This window comes from Marinimicrobium sp. UBA4509, assembly GCF_002388575.1.
Lineage (GTDB): Bacteria > Pseudomonadota > Gammaproteobacteria > Pseudomonadales > Cellvibrionaceae > Marinimicrobium > Marinimicrobium koreense.
In genome coordinates this window covers 1-12,781 of record NZ_DGMV01000019.1, presented here as the reverse complement: position 1 = coordinate 12,781, position 12,781 = coordinate 1, and the positions used below count along the sequence as shown (strand labels likewise).

Genomic DNA, 12,781 nt, shown 5'->3' with positions numbered 1-12,781 from the left:
TCGGCAGCATTGGCACCGCCACGTATCTTGTATGCCCCAATTGCATTTGGGGCCATGTCTAAAGACGCATCGTCAGAGGCGCATAATATCGTTGTAGAACGCCAGCACCATGAGTCCGACCACCATCACCAGGCCAATCTGATACCCGACCTGCTGAACGCGATCAGATACCGGGCTGCCTTTAACCACCTCAATGGCGTAATACAGCAGATGCCCACCATCGAGCACCGGAATCGGCAACAGGTTGAACACTCCGAGGAAGATACTGAGCAGCGCCACAAAGCCCACAAAGCTTTTCCAGCCACTCTCGGCGGAATCGCCGGCCACCTTAGCAATGGTGATGGGGCCACTCAAGTTTTTCGTCGAAATTTCGCCCACTACCAGTTTCTTCACGGAGAGCAGCACAAAGCCGGCGGTCTCCCAGGTGCGGTCCACGCCCGCCACAAAGGACTCCACAGGCCCATAGTGATAGGTCCTGATTCGCTCTTCCGGCCACGGCTGCGGCTGAATGCCCACGCCGACGCGACCAAAGCGCTCGCCATTCTCCTCTATCGTCTCCGGCGTCACCGATAGACTCGTCTGACCGCCATCGCGTTCCACTGTCATCTGAATTTCTTGCCCGGGTCGGGCCCGAACGTAATCCACCCACTCGGACCAGCCCGACACCGATTCGCCGTCGACACTGAGAATGCGGTCACCGGAGATCAGCCCCGCTCGCTCAGCCGGGCTGTCCGGCACAATCTGTCCGAGGATCGCCTGCGGCTCGGGCCGATCCAGGGTCAGCCCCAGTCCGGCCACCGGGTCCGGCTCTTCAGCGCCGCGCAGCCAGCCATCAAGCGGTGCCTGGGACATGTACTGCAGATCGGAGCCGGGGTATTTCACCAGAAACTGAATGGTGCCGCTTTCGCCCAGGCGGCGCAGCAACTGCTGGTGCAACGCCTGCCAGGTCGGGGTGGGCTCGCCATCCACGGCCAGAATCTCCTGACCGGCCTCCAGGCCCGCCTGGGCGGCGACCGACCCTGGCTCCACTTCACCGACGATCGGAATCGGCTCCCGGGTGCCGGGTATCATCAACAGCCAGAACAGCAGAATCGCCAGAATGAAGTTGGCCACCGGCCCCGCCGCAACAATGGCGATGCGCTGCCAGACGTTTTTTCGATTGAACGAGCGGTGCAGCTCCTCTTCCGGCACCTCACCTTCCCGTTCATCGAGCATTTTGACGTAGCCGCCCAGCGGTATGGCGGCCAGCGCATACTCCGTGCCCTGGCGGTCTGTCCGGCGCCAGAGCACCCGGCCGAAGCCAATGGAAAACCGCAGGACCTTGACGCCACAGCGGCGCGCCACATAGAAATGCCCAAACTCATGCACAGCCACCAGAATGACCAGGGCGACCAGAAACCAGATTATTGTCTGAATAAGAGCCACGAAATACCTCTCAGCGTGCTTCGATCAGGGATTGCGCCAGGCGTCTGGCCTCCTGATCCGCGGTTTGGACCACCAGCAGGTCCTCGGGTTCAGTCACAGGTACCCGCTCGAGCACGGATTCGATCACCTTGGGGATATCGGTAAAGCCGATCTGACGCCGAAGAAATGCCGCTACCGCCACCTCATTGGCCGCATTGAGCAGTGCGGGCGCCGTACCGCCCTGCCCCGCCGCCTCCACCGCCAGTCTCAGCGCCGGAAAACGATCCAGATCCGGCGCTTCAAAGTCCAGGCGTGCGGTGCTGATCATGTCCAGGCCGGAAACGCCCGAGGCGATGCGCTCGGGCCAAGCCAGTGCGTGTTCAATGGGTGTGCGCATGTCCGGATTCCCCAGTTGGGCCAGCACCGAACCGTCCACGTACTCAACCATGGAGTGAATGACGCTCTGCGGGTGGACAACCACCTCAATCTGCTCGGGCCGGGCACGGAACAGCCAGCACGCCTCAATCAGCTCCAGCCCCTTGTTCATCAAGGTGGCGGAATCAACGGAAATTTTCTGCCCCATGCTCCAGTTCGGGTGGGCACAAGCCTGCTCGGGGGTGACGGCCTCAAGCTGCTGGCGGGAATATTCTCGAAAGGGACCGCCGGAGGCCGTCAAGAGTATCTTCCGCACACCACAGGTCGCCAGGCCTTCGCTCAGGCAATCCTGAGGGTGGGCGGGCAGACACTGGAAAATGGCGTTGTGCTCGCTATCAATGGGCAACAGTGTTGCGCGATGCTGCTCGACCGCCCGGGTGAAGAGAGCACCGGCCATAACCAGTGCCTCTTTGTTGGCCAGCAACACCTTTTTACCGGCCTCCACCGCCGCCAGTGTCGGCACCAGACCGGCCGCCCCGACGATGGCCGCCATGACGGTGTCCACGGCAGGCGCTGCCGCAACCTCACTCAGCGCCTGAGTACCCGACAGGACTTCGGTCTCGCTGCCTTTGGCTTTCAGCCACGCCTGTAGAGCCTCGGCTTCGGCCGGTTCGACCACAACCGCATAGCGGGGCCGGTGGGTAAGGCAGGCGTCCGCCAGCTTGCGCCACTGGGAAAACGCGGTGAGCGCATATACCCGGTAGCGATCCGGGTGCCGGGCCAATACGTCCAGGGTGCTGCTGCCGATTGATCCGGATGCGCCCAAAATAGTAACAAACTGCATAGTGACCTCAGCCCTGGGGCCAGCCGCCGGCCAACAGTGCCAGGGCAAATACCGGTGCGGCCGACGTCAGGCTGTCGACCCGATCCAGAACGCCACCATGGCCCGGCAGCAGCGCGCTGCTGTCCTTGATACCCCGCTGGCGCTTGACCATGCTCTCGAGCAGATCCCCGAGCACCGACACCAGGCTGGTGGGCAGAATGATCGCCAGCCAGAACAAGACACTGCCCTGCCAGAAGTACCCGACCAGCAGAGCCAGCAGGATATTGGCCGCAACGCCGCCAGCAAACCCTTCCCAGGTTTTGCCCGGACTGACGCTGACCGCCAACTTATGTTTGCCCCACCGACGCCCGGCAAAGTAGCCACCGATATCCGCACAGGCCACAATCGCCACCAACAACACCAGCAACCACAGCCCGCTGTCCTGAACGCGCAGGTACGAAAGCCCCGCCCAGGCGGGTACCAGGACGAAGAACCCCATGAGGGCCCGCATCCAACGACTGTGCCAGAGCAGTGCACTACTGGGGTAACCCTGTACCCACAGCAATGCCAGCGCCCACCAGATACAGCCCACCATCAGAATATTGCGAAACGCCAGACTCTGGCTTTCCATCAACTCGCGGCTATCAAGGGACTGATCCGGTAGATGATGAACGCCCAGATACGCCGCGCCCAGGCCCAGCAAGGCTCCGACCGCCAGCACATAGACCCCGCGCTGCCAGCGCTTTGACAGGCCGGACAGATTGGCCCACTCCCAGGCCCCGATCAGGGTGATGGTGGCGGCAAAGGCGGAGAAAAGTGGCCCCGGCAAAAACACCAGCGCAGCGACAAAAACACTGGCCAGCAGAACCGCCGTAATCACTCGTTGCTTAAGCATGTCTCGCCTCCCCGGCGCGACCCGGCGCATCCAGTTGATCCGCGGTCTTTCCGAACCGACGCTGGCGTCGATAGAAATCATCGGCTGCGGCTTTGAGCTCATCGGCGCCAAAGTCCGGCCAGAGTAATTGACTGAAATACAGTTCGGCGTAGGCCGACTGCCAGAGCAGGAAGTTACTGATACGCACCTCGCCCCCCGTGCGAATCAACAGATCCGGGTCGGGCAGATCGCTCAGGCTGGTATGGCGGTGCAAGGTGTGCTCATCGATATCGGCCGGGTCCAGAGTACCGGCAGCGACCTGTTCCGCCATCTGTCGGGCGGCGTTGGCAATATCCCATCGACCGCCGTAGTCCGCCGCGATCACCAGCGTCGTATCACCCTCGCGGGTCATGGCCTCCGCATCGGCTATGGACTTTTGCAGAGAGGGACTGAAACGCTCGCGGTTGCCTACCACACGGAGCCGGACATTTTTCTTGCGGAGCTCTTTGGCCTCCTGCTTCAAATACCATTGAAACAGCGACATCAAGGCTTCCACTTCTTTCTTGGGACGCTTCCAGTTTTCACTGCTGAACGCGAACAGGGTAAGCACTTCAATGCCCAGGTCCTGGCAGGCGGTCATGATGTCCCGGATACGCTCGGCACCGACCTTATGACCGGCCACACCGGACAGTCCTCGCTGCTTGGCCCAGCGGTTGTTGCCGTCCATGATAATAGCGATATGGCGCAGGGAATTGCTGGTCACAAAAAACTCCTGGATCAGTTGCCGCGCGGGCCAAATGGGGCGGTCGGGAGGACCGCCCCACGGCTCAGATTTCCATCAGATCCGCTTCCTTGGCACTGAGAGCCTTGTCAATCTGAGCAATGTATTTATCGGTTATTTTTTGAATCTCGTCCTGAGCACGACGCTCGTCGTCTTCGCTGATTTCCTTGTCTTTGAGCAGCGCTTTCACATCGGACAGAATGTCACGACGCACGCCGCGCACGGCTACCCGGGCATTCTCGGCTTCGTGGCGCGCCTGCTTGATGTAATTTTTACGCGTCTCTTCGGTCAGCGGCGGCATCGGGATGCGAATCACGCCACCGTTGGTGGACGGGTTCAGACCGAGATCCGACTTCATGATCGCTTTTTCGATCTCCGGCACCAACTGCTTTTCCCAGGGGGTGATGCTCAGAGTGCGGGCATCTTCCACGTTGACGTTGGCCAACTGCGCCAGGGGCGTTTCCGCGCCGTAGTAGGACACATGAATACCGTCCAGGATGCTCGGATGGGCACGGCCAGTACGGATTTTGTTGAAGTTATTGCCCAACGCGTCGACCGATTTGGCCATACGGGCTTCGGCATCTTTTTTAAATTCATTCAGCATTGTTTTTGCCCTCTTCGATCAGGGTGCCCTCATTGCTACCGACCACAATGTTGAGCAGCGCCCCGGTTTTATTCATGCGGAATACCCGTACCGGCATATCGTGCTCCCGGCACAAGCAAATCGCGGTCAAATCCATGACACCCAGCTTACGCTCCAGCACTTCGTCGTAGGTCAGGCGATCGTATTTGGTTGCGGCAGGATCCTGCATCGGATCGGCCGTGTAAACACCGTCCACCTTGGTGGCTTTCAGAACAATGTCGGCCTCGACTTCGATGGCGCGCAAGCAGGCCGCCGAATCGGTGGTAAAGAACGGGTTGCCGGTGCCGGCCGAGAAAATCACCACCTCGCCCGAGGTCAGGGCGCGGTTGGCCTGGCGACTGTCGTAGTGTTCGACAATGCCACTCATGGGGATGGCGGACATCACCCGGGAGGAAATATTCGAGCGCTCAAGTGCATCCCGCATGGCCAGAGCATTCATGACCGTTGCCAGCATGCCCATATGGTCGCCGGTGACGCGATTCAGGCCGGCACTGCTGAGCGCTGCCCCGCGAAACAGGTTGCCACCGCCAATGACCAGGCCCACCTGGACACCGATGCCAACCAACTGGCCAATTTCCAGGGCCATTTTATCCAGTACCTTGGGATCAATCCCAAAGCCTTCGGAGCCCATCAGCTCTTCGCCGCTGAGCTTCAACAGAATTCGTTTGTACTTCTTGTCGCGCGCGCTTGGCATACCAGGTTCTCCGCAAGGTGCTCATTCAGGTTAAGAAATTCGCCAGGTGGACCCGATCGGGCCCACCTGACGAGAGAGCAGCGGCGATTAACCTTTGGAAGAGGCCTTGACCTGAGCGGCCACTTCTTCGGCGAAATCGACGGTCTCTTTCTCGATACCTTCGCCCACTTCAAAGCGCACAAAGCTCTGGATGGTCGCACCCGCGTCAGCCGCCAGCTTGCCCACTTTGATTTCCGGGTTCTTGACGAACGGCTGCTCAACCAGGCTGCCTTCCTTCAGGAACTTGTTGATACGTCCCATCATCATCTTCTCGACGATTTCAGCCGGCTTGCCTTCCATATCCGGCTGAGCCTTGATGATTTCCTTCTCTTTTTCCACCAGCTCGGCGGGCATATCGTCCGGGTTGATGACCTGGGGGTTTACTGCGGCCACGTGCATGGCCACATCGCGCGCCAGCTCGGCATCGCCACCGCCCTGCAGTTGGGTAACCACCGCAATGCGGTTGTTGGAGTGAACGTAACCGTCAACCACACCACCTTCTACCACGGCGGCGCGACGTACGGTGATGTTTTCACCGATTTTCTGTACCAGCGCTTCGCGATCGCCTTCCAGATCGCCGCTCATCAGGGCCGCCACGTCGCTCTGCTTGTCGGCAAAGGCCTTGTCCAGCACCTTGCTGACGAACGCCAGGAAGCCTTCATCGCGGGCGACAAAGTCGGTTTCGCTGTTCACTTCCAGAACCACGGCGTAGCTGTTGTCATCGGCCACCTTGACGGAAACCACACCGTCAGCGGCGGTACGACCGGCCTTCTTGGCGGCCTTCAGGCCACTGGCCTTACGCAGGTTCTCAATCGCCACTTCAACGTCGCCATCGGCTTCGTTCAGGGCCTTTTTACACTCCATCATGCCGAGCCCGGTACGCTCGCGCAGCTCCTTAACCATTGACGCAGAAATCGCTGCCATGTCGCTATCCTCTTGAAATGGGTCTAACTCAGTATTCGAAAAAAGGGGGCCGCCGTCTGGCCTGCCCCCTTGTCTTGTGCCGATCGGCCAGGAGCCGGATTACTCGGACGCGGCTTCGCCTTCGGCGGGCACGTATTCGTCTTTGTTGGGCACGGCAGAAGCTTCTTTCGCCCCTTCCAGGCAGGCATCCGCCATGGCGGAAACGTACAGCTTGATGGCGCGGATGGCGTCATCGTTGCCCGGGATGACGTAGTCGATGTCGTCCGGGTTGCTGTTGGTGTCTACGATACCGATGATCGGCAAACCCAGCTTCTTGGCTTCCTGAACGGCAATGCGCTCGTGGTCAACGTCAACAATGAACAGGGCATCGGGCAGGCCGTTCATGTCTTTGATACCACCGATGGAGTTTTCCAGCTTGTCCATCTCGCGGGTGCGCATCAGCGCTTCTTTCTTGGTCAGCTTGTCAAAGGTACCATCCTGGCTCTGGGCTTCCAGGTCGCGGTAGCGACGGATAGAGGCGCGGATGGTCTTGTAGTTGGTCAGCATACCACCGAGCCAGCGGTGGCTGACGAAGGGCATACCGGCACGCTCGGCCTGCTCTTTGATGGTCTTCTGGGCGGCGCGCTTGGTACCGACGAACAGTACCTTTTTCTTCTGGGCGGCCATCTTCTTGACCACGTCCATCGCTTCAGCGAAGGCCGGTACGGTCTTTTCCAGATTGATGATGTGAATCTTGTTGCGGGCACCGAAGATGAAACGGTTCATCTTGGGGTTCCAATAGCGGGTCTGGTGGCCGAAGTGGGCACCAGCCTGCAGCATATCGCGCATGCTTACTGTAGGCATTTTGTCATTCCTATCGGGTTGGGCCTCCATACACCCCGCCAGCCAACCCACTGATAACCAGTGAGCACCCAGGCTGAACGTGACGGTGTATGTGTGACGTTCATGGTTTATTTACCGCCCGTTTGACCGGGTCGGCACTCCTCGGTCGTGCATCGCACTGGCCGCGGAGCCGCGCTTTATACCATAATTTGTCGGCCAGTGGAACCCGAACGACATCTCTCCCCCGCCCAGGCCGTTGCGCCGGAGCGGCCGCTGATGTCTAATAGTCACCATGACACTAAATGGCCGATCCCCCTCGATCGGCAGGCTATACACGAACACTGAACGTTGAGAGAGCAACCGAATGAAAGAAACCTGGCGCTGGTTTGGCCCCAATGACACCGTATCCCTTGAGCAGATTGCCCAGGCCGGCGCCACAGGCGTGGTGACTGCACTGCACGACATTCCCACCGGGGAAGTCTGGCCGTTGAAGGCGATCCTCGAGCGCAAGGCACTGATTGAGGCGCGGGGCCTGGAATGGTCCGTGGTCGAAAGCGTGCCGCTGCACAATGACATCAAGACCCGCAGCGGCGACTTTGAGCGACACATCGACAATTACCGGGAAACGCTTACCAACCTCGCCGCGGCCGGGATTCACGACGTCTGCTACAACTTTATGCCCGTGGTCGATTGGACCCGCACCAATCTGGACTACGAGCTGGCCAATGGCAGCCGCGCACTGCGCTTTGAAATGGCCGATTTTGCCGCCTATGACCTGCACATCCTCCAGCGGCGAAACGCAGAGGTCAGCTACAAGGACGACATCCTGGAGCGGGCCGAACAGCGCTTCCGCGCCATGTCGGACGCCGAGAAAGTCCAGCTGGAGAAGAACATCATTGCCGGACTGCCCGGCGGAGAGGGCTCCTATGATCGCGAGGGCATCCGGGTGGCGATCGAGCAGTTTATTGCCCTGGGGGAGGATGGCATGCGCGCCAACCTGATCCAGTTTCTCAAAGACGTCACCCCGACCGCCGAGGCCGTGGGCTTACGCTTGGCGATCCACCCGGATGACCCACCCTTCTCGCTCTTCGGGCTGCCGCGTGTGGTGTCGACCGCCGCCGATGCCCGCGCCCTGCTTGACGCCGTGCCCAGCGAGGCCAACGGCCTCACCCTGTGTGCCGGCTCCTACGGTGCCCGGGCCGACAATGACCTGGTCGCCATGGCCCGGGAGTTCGGTTCCCGCATCTATTTTGTGCACCTACGCAATATCCGGCGCGAGGCCGATGGCTCCTTTTACGAGTCGGACCACCTCGGCGGCGATAACGATATGGTCGGGCTGATCCGGGCCCTGCTGGAAGAAGAACGGCGCCGACGCAAGAACCACAGCCAACTGCCGGAAATCGCCATGCGTCCAGACCACGGCCACCTGATGGCCGAGGAGATCGGCCGCCCCGGCATCAACCCCGGATACTCTTACGGCGGCCGCATGAAGGGACTGGCCGAGCTGCGCGGGGTCATTCACGCGCTGGAATACGTGGATGCGGCCGCCTGAGGGCGGTCTCTCCCAGACTGTCAGACACTGCCCAGATCGTTTAGAATGGTGGTTTTCCCTTCAATCTAGCGAGTAGACATGTCTGTCAGCATCAAAACCCCGGAAGAAATCGAGAAAATGCGCGTCGCCGGCCGCATGGCCGCCGAGGTGCTGGAACTGATCGAACCCCACGTCCAGCCCGGTGTGACCACGGCCGAGCTGGACCGAATCTGCCACGACCACATCGTCAACGAGCAGAACGCCATTCCGGCATGCCTCAACTACCGGGGCTTCCCGAAATCCATCTGCACCTCCATTAATCAGGTGGTCTGTCACGGCATCCCGTCGGAGAAGAAAGTGCTCAAAAACGGGGATATCGTCAATATTGACGTGACCGTGATTTATGACGGCTACCACGGCGACACCAGCAAAATGTATTTCGTCGGCAAGCGCCTGCCCCACGCCGAGCGCCTGGTTCAGGTGACTCAGGAATGCCTGTATAAAGGTATTGAGATGGTCAAACCCGGCGTCAAGCTGGGCGACATTGGCCATGCCATCCAACAGCACGCCGAAAGCAACCACTACTCTGTGGTGCGGGAGTACTGTGGCCACGGCATTGGCGCGGTCTTCCATGAAGACCCCCAGGTCCTGCACTACGGCCGCCCTGACACGGGACTGGAGCTCAAGGAAGGTATGACCTTCACCATTGAGCCCATGATCAACGCCGGCAAGCGCCACACCAAAACCAAAGGCGACGGCTGGACCGTGGAAACCAAGGACGGCCGGCTTTCCGCCCAGTGGGAGCACACCCTGGCGGTGACCAAAGACGGCGTTGAAGTACTGACGGCCCGTCGCGAAGAAGACTTCTGATCATGGATACTGCCGCGCTGCCCTACTTCGAACGTCCACTGTTCTTTTTCGATCAGGCGCGCTTTCGCCGCGCTCTGGCAGAGCAGCCCGTCATCACCGTTTTCAAGGACGCGATCACCGCCGCCAATCGGCAGTTTGATGCGCGCTTTCGCGAGGGCGAGGATATTCGCGCACTGGTTCACGAGCGCGCCCTGTTTGTCGACTGCATGCTCCACTACGCCTGGCATCGCAATCGCTGGCCCCTGGGCATCAGTCTGGAGGCCGTTGGGGGCTACGGCCGCTGTGAGCTGCACCCGCACTCCGACATCGACCTGCTGGTCCTGACCGGCAACGACAATATTCGGGACCGCTGCCAGGAGCAGATCGAGCAGTTGCTCACCTTTCTCTGGGACATCGGCCTGGAGATCGGTCACAGCGTCCGCTCCCTGGAAGAGTGCGTCGGCTATGCCCGCAACGACATTACCGTTGCCACCAACCTGATGGAATCCCGCACACTGGTGGGCGACAGTTCGCTGCGTATTCAACTGATGCAGGAAACCGCCCCCGACCAGCTCTGGCCCGCGGACGATTTTTTCCGGGCCAAATGGCAGGAGCAGATTCAGCGCCATCAGAAGTACAACGATACCGAATACAACCTCGAGCCCAACATCAAGAATGCCCCGGGCGGCCTGCGCGACATCCAGATGATCGGCTGGGTGGCCAAGCGCTTCTTCCAGGTCCGGACGCTCAAACAGCTCGAGGGCAAGGGTTTTTTCACCGAGGAAGAATTCTCCCTGCTCCAGAGCGGTGAAGAGTTCCTGTGGCGGGTCCGCTATGGCCTGCACCTGATCGCGGGCCGCGCCGAGGAGCGCCTGCTGTTTGATCATCAGCGTGAACTGGCGGCCATGTTCGGTTACAAGGACAACAGCGAAAGTCTGGCGGTGGAGCAGTTCATGCACCGCTACTACCGCCTGGTGATGTCCCTGCGCGAACTGAACGACGTGCTGCTGCAATTTCTGCACGAAGTCATCCTGCAGAAAGGCGTCAATAAAAATGTGACCGCGTTGAATGAACGCTTTCAGCTACGCGATCACTATATCGAGGCCGCGCACATCTATGTCTTTGAGGAAACGCCCTCAGCGCTTCTGGAAATTTTCGTGCTGATGGCCAAACACCCGGAAATCCAGGGGGTAAGGGCATCCACCATCCGCCTGATCCGGGAAAGCCGCCACCTGATCGACGACGACTACCGCCGCAACCCAACCAACACCCAACTGTTTCTGGAGCTGTTCCACCACCCGAAGGGCCTGGTAGAACAGCTCAAACGGATGTCCCGCTACGGCATTCTCGGCCTGTACCTGCCGGAGTTCGGCCAGGTCACCGGGCAGATGCAACACGACCTGTTCCACATCTATACCGTGGATGCGCACACCCTGAAGGTCATGCAGAACATGTGCGACTTCTGGGCGCCGGATGCCAAAGAAGAGTTTCCTATCGCCGCCCATGTGATCAAACGACTCCCCAAGCCGGAGCTGCTCTACATCGCTGGCCTGTACCACGACATTGCCAAGGGACGCGGCGGGGATCACTCCACCCTTGGCGCCGTGGACGCCGAGGACTTCTGCCAGCGCCATGGGCTGTCGCCCCGGGAGACCCGGTTGATCTGCTGGTTGGTGGAACAACACCTGCTCATGTCCGCTGTGGCCCAGAAGCAGGACATCTCCGACCCCGATGTGATCCACGACTTTGCCCTACGGGTAGGCGACCAGCAGCGGCTGGACTACCTGTATACCCTGACGGTTGCCGACATCAATGGCACCAACAAAGAGCTCTGGAACACCTGGCGGGCCAGCCTGATGCGCCAGCTCTATATGGAAACCAAGCGGGCGTTGCGCCGGGGCCTGGAAAACAATATTGATAAGCACGAGCTGATCGAAGAAACCCAGCAGTCCGCCCTGCGCAAACTCGAGCGCAAGGGTATTTCCGCGGACACCGCCTGGCAGCTGTGGAGCGACATGGGTGAAGAGTATTTCATGCGCGAGACGGCACTGGATATTGCCTGGCACAGCGAGGCGATGATCCAGCACACCGACGACACACCGCTCATCCTGATCAAGAAGACCACCAACCGGGAACTCGAGGGCGCGACCCAGATTTTCGTGCGCAGCAAGGGCCGCAAAAACGTCTTCGCCGCCGTGGCCACAGCCCTGGATCAGTTGAACCTGAACATTCAGGATGCCCGCATTTACAACTCGAACAGCGGCTACACCGTGGACACCTTTTTTGTTCTGAACCAGGACGGCGAGCCGCTGGGCGATGATCCGAAAGTACTCAAGCGCATTCAGGATGCACTGCTGGATGAGTTGCGACTGGTGGATGATTATTCCGAGGTCATCAGCCGCCGCACGCCCCGCCGCCTGAAGCACTTTACGATGCCCACCCGCACGAGCTTGAGCAACGACATGATCAGTGGCTATACGGTACTGGAGGTGATCAGTCCGGACCGCCCGGGTTTGCTGGCGTGTATTGGCCGGGTTTTTCTGCAGTTTGATATTCTGTTGCAGAATGCCAAAATCGCCACTTTGGGCGAGCGGGTGGAGGATGTGTTTTTCATCACCGATAACGAGGGCGAGCCCTTGAGCGACCCGGCGCTATGCGAGGCATTACAGCGGGAAATCTGCGAACAACTGGACAAGCGCGCCACCAAAACCTCAGCGTCGGTGGTAAATTTCTAAGATTCGTCCGTTTTACTCCGGCGCTTCGCATTGTAGTGCTGCGGGAGGGTAGGCCTCTTTGAGACACGCCGTAAACCCATCCATGGGGGCTCATTACCCGCCGTCCAGGCGGGTAACGGTCTCAAAGAGGCCTACCCTCCCTCCGCCAGTGCCAACGGATAATGAGGTGGAGATAGATAAGACTCCAACAACATGATGCTGGCACAGAGGCGTTTGCGGGGTTTACCGTTTGGAGACTCTCGGAGGCAGGGAGCCGACGAGAAGCCCCCAGGGATGGGTTTACGGCG

General features: G+C 59.9%; 11 protein-coding genes. 3 read left to right on the top strand and 8 right to left on the bottom strand.

Annotated features, from left to right (window positions below):
- Positions 1-72: 72 nt before the first annotated feature.
- From rseP to rpsB, 8 genes are all read right to left on the bottom strand, one after another.
- Positions 73-1,425, bottom strand: a complete 1,353-nt coding sequence (rseP, locus tag B3520_RS02215; protein ID WP_286875278.1) for a sigma E protease regulator RseP — start codon at positions 1,423-1,425, stop codon at positions 73-75.
- 10 nt (positions 1,426-1,435) lie between these two features.
- Positions 1,436-2,623: a 1-deoxy-D-xylulose-5-phosphate reductoisomerase gene (gene ispC / locus B3520_RS02210; protein ID WP_286875276.1), complete on the bottom strand. Its 1,188-nt coding sequence runs from the start codon at positions 2,621-2,623 to the stop codon at positions 1,436-1,438.
- Positions 2,624-2,630: 7 nt separating this feature from the next.
- Positions 2,631-3,497 carry a phosphatidate cytidylyltransferase gene (locus B3520_RS02205; protein ID WP_024460593.1) on the bottom strand — a complete coding sequence of 289 codons (867 nt, stop codon included), beginning with the start codon at positions 3,495-3,497 and terminating at the stop codon, positions 2,631-2,633.
- Positions 3,490-4,203, bottom strand: a complete 714-nt coding sequence (gene uppS / locus B3520_RS02200) for a polyprenyl diphosphate synthase (RefSeq protein ID WP_414673871.1) — start codon at positions 4,201-4,203, stop codon at positions 3,490-3,492. The genes B3520_RS02205 and uppS overlap by 8 nt, the downstream gene beginning before the upstream one ends.
- 100 nt (positions 4,204-4,303) lie before the next feature.
- Positions 4,304-4,861 (bottom strand): ribosome recycling factor, encoded by a 558-nt coding sequence (frr, locus tag B3520_RS02195; RefSeq protein WP_286875271.1) that lies wholly within the window; start codon positions 4,859-4,861, stop codon positions 4,304-4,306.
- Positions 4,851-5,594: a UMP kinase gene (pyrH, locus tag B3520_RS02190; protein WP_024460596.1), complete on the bottom strand. Its 744-nt coding sequence runs from the start codon at positions 5,592-5,594 to the stop codon at positions 4,851-4,853. Before pyrH ends, frr begins: the two co-directional genes overlap by 11 nt.
- An 87-nt stretch (positions 5,595-5,681) precedes the next feature.
- Positions 5,682-6,557 carry a translation elongation factor Ts gene (gene tsf / locus B3520_RS02185; RefSeq protein ID WP_286875269.1) on the bottom strand — a complete coding sequence of 292 codons (876 nt, stop codon included), beginning with the start codon at positions 6,555-6,557 and terminating at the stop codon, positions 5,682-5,684.
- A 99-nt stretch (positions 6,558-6,656) separates the two neighbouring features.
- Positions 6,657-7,400 (bottom strand): 30S ribosomal protein S2, encoded by a 744-nt coding sequence (gene rpsB / locus B3520_RS02180; protein ID WP_024460598.1) that lies wholly within the window; start codon positions 7,398-7,400, stop codon positions 6,657-6,659.
- A 343-nt stretch (positions 7,401-7,743) separates the two neighbouring features.
- Between rpsB and uxuA the strand changes: the two genes are divergently transcribed.
- The 3 genes from uxuA to B3520_RS02165 all read left to right on the top strand — a co-directional run bounded on the left by uxuA (position 7,744) and on the right by B3520_RS02165 (position 12,494).
- Positions 7,744-8,931 carry a mannonate dehydratase gene (gene uxuA, locus B3520_RS02175; protein ID WP_286875267.1) on the top strand — a complete coding sequence of 396 codons (1,188 nt, stop codon included), beginning with the start codon at positions 7,744-7,746 and terminating at the stop codon, positions 8,929-8,931.
- Positions 8,932-9,009: 78 nt separating this feature from the next.
- Positions 9,010-9,780 (top strand): type I methionyl aminopeptidase, encoded by a 771-nt coding sequence (map, locus tag B3520_RS02170; protein ID WP_286875265.1) that lies wholly within the window; start codon positions 9,010-9,012, stop codon positions 9,778-9,780.
- A gap of 2 nt (positions 9,781-9,782) precedes the next feature.
- Positions 9,783-12,494: a [protein-PII] uridylyltransferase gene (locus B3520_RS02165; protein WP_286875262.1), complete on the top strand. Its 2,712-nt coding sequence runs from the start codon at positions 9,783-9,785 to the stop codon at positions 12,492-12,494.
- Positions 12,495-12,781 lie beyond the last annotated feature (287 nt).

Excerpts from the sequence above, each read along its gene's own strand:
- ispC (WP_286875276.1), bottom strand. The coding sequence starts at position 2,623 with ATGCAGTTTGTTACTATTTTGGGCGCATCCGGATCAATCGGCAGCAGC.
- B3520_RS02205 (WP_024460593.1), bottom strand. The coding sequence starts at position 3,497 with ATGCTTAAGCAACGAGTGATTACGGCGGTTCTGCTGGCCAGTGTTTTT.
- uppS (WP_414673871.1), bottom strand. The coding sequence starts at position 4,203 with ATGGACGGCAACAACCGCTGGGCCAAGCAGCGAGGACTGTCCGGTGTG.
- frr (WP_286875271.1), bottom strand. The coding sequence starts at position 4,861 with ATGCTGAATGAATTTAAAAAAGATGCCGAAGCCCGTATGGCCAAATCG.
- pyrH (WP_024460596.1), bottom strand. The coding sequence starts at position 5,594 with ATGCCAAGCGCGCGCGACAAGAAGTACAAACGAATTCTGTTGAAGCTC.
- tsf (WP_286875269.1), bottom strand. The coding sequence starts at position 6,557 with ATGGCAGCGATTTCTGCGTCAATGGTTAAGGAGCTGCGCGAGCGTACC.
- rpsB (WP_024460598.1), bottom strand. The coding sequence starts at position 7,400 with ATGCCTACAGTAAGCATGCGCGATATGCTGCAGGCTGGTGCCCACTTC.
- uxuA (WP_286875267.1), top strand. The coding sequence starts at position 7,744 with ATGAAAGAAACCTGGCGCTGGTTTGGCCCCAATGACACCGTATCCCTT.
- map (WP_286875265.1), top strand. The coding sequence starts at position 9,010 with ATGTCTGTCAGCATCAAAACCCCGGAAGAAATCGAGAAAATGCGCGTC.
- B3520_RS02165 (WP_286875262.1), top strand. The coding sequence starts at position 9,783 with ATGGATACTGCCGCGCTGCCCTACTTCGAACGTCCACTGTTCTTTTTC.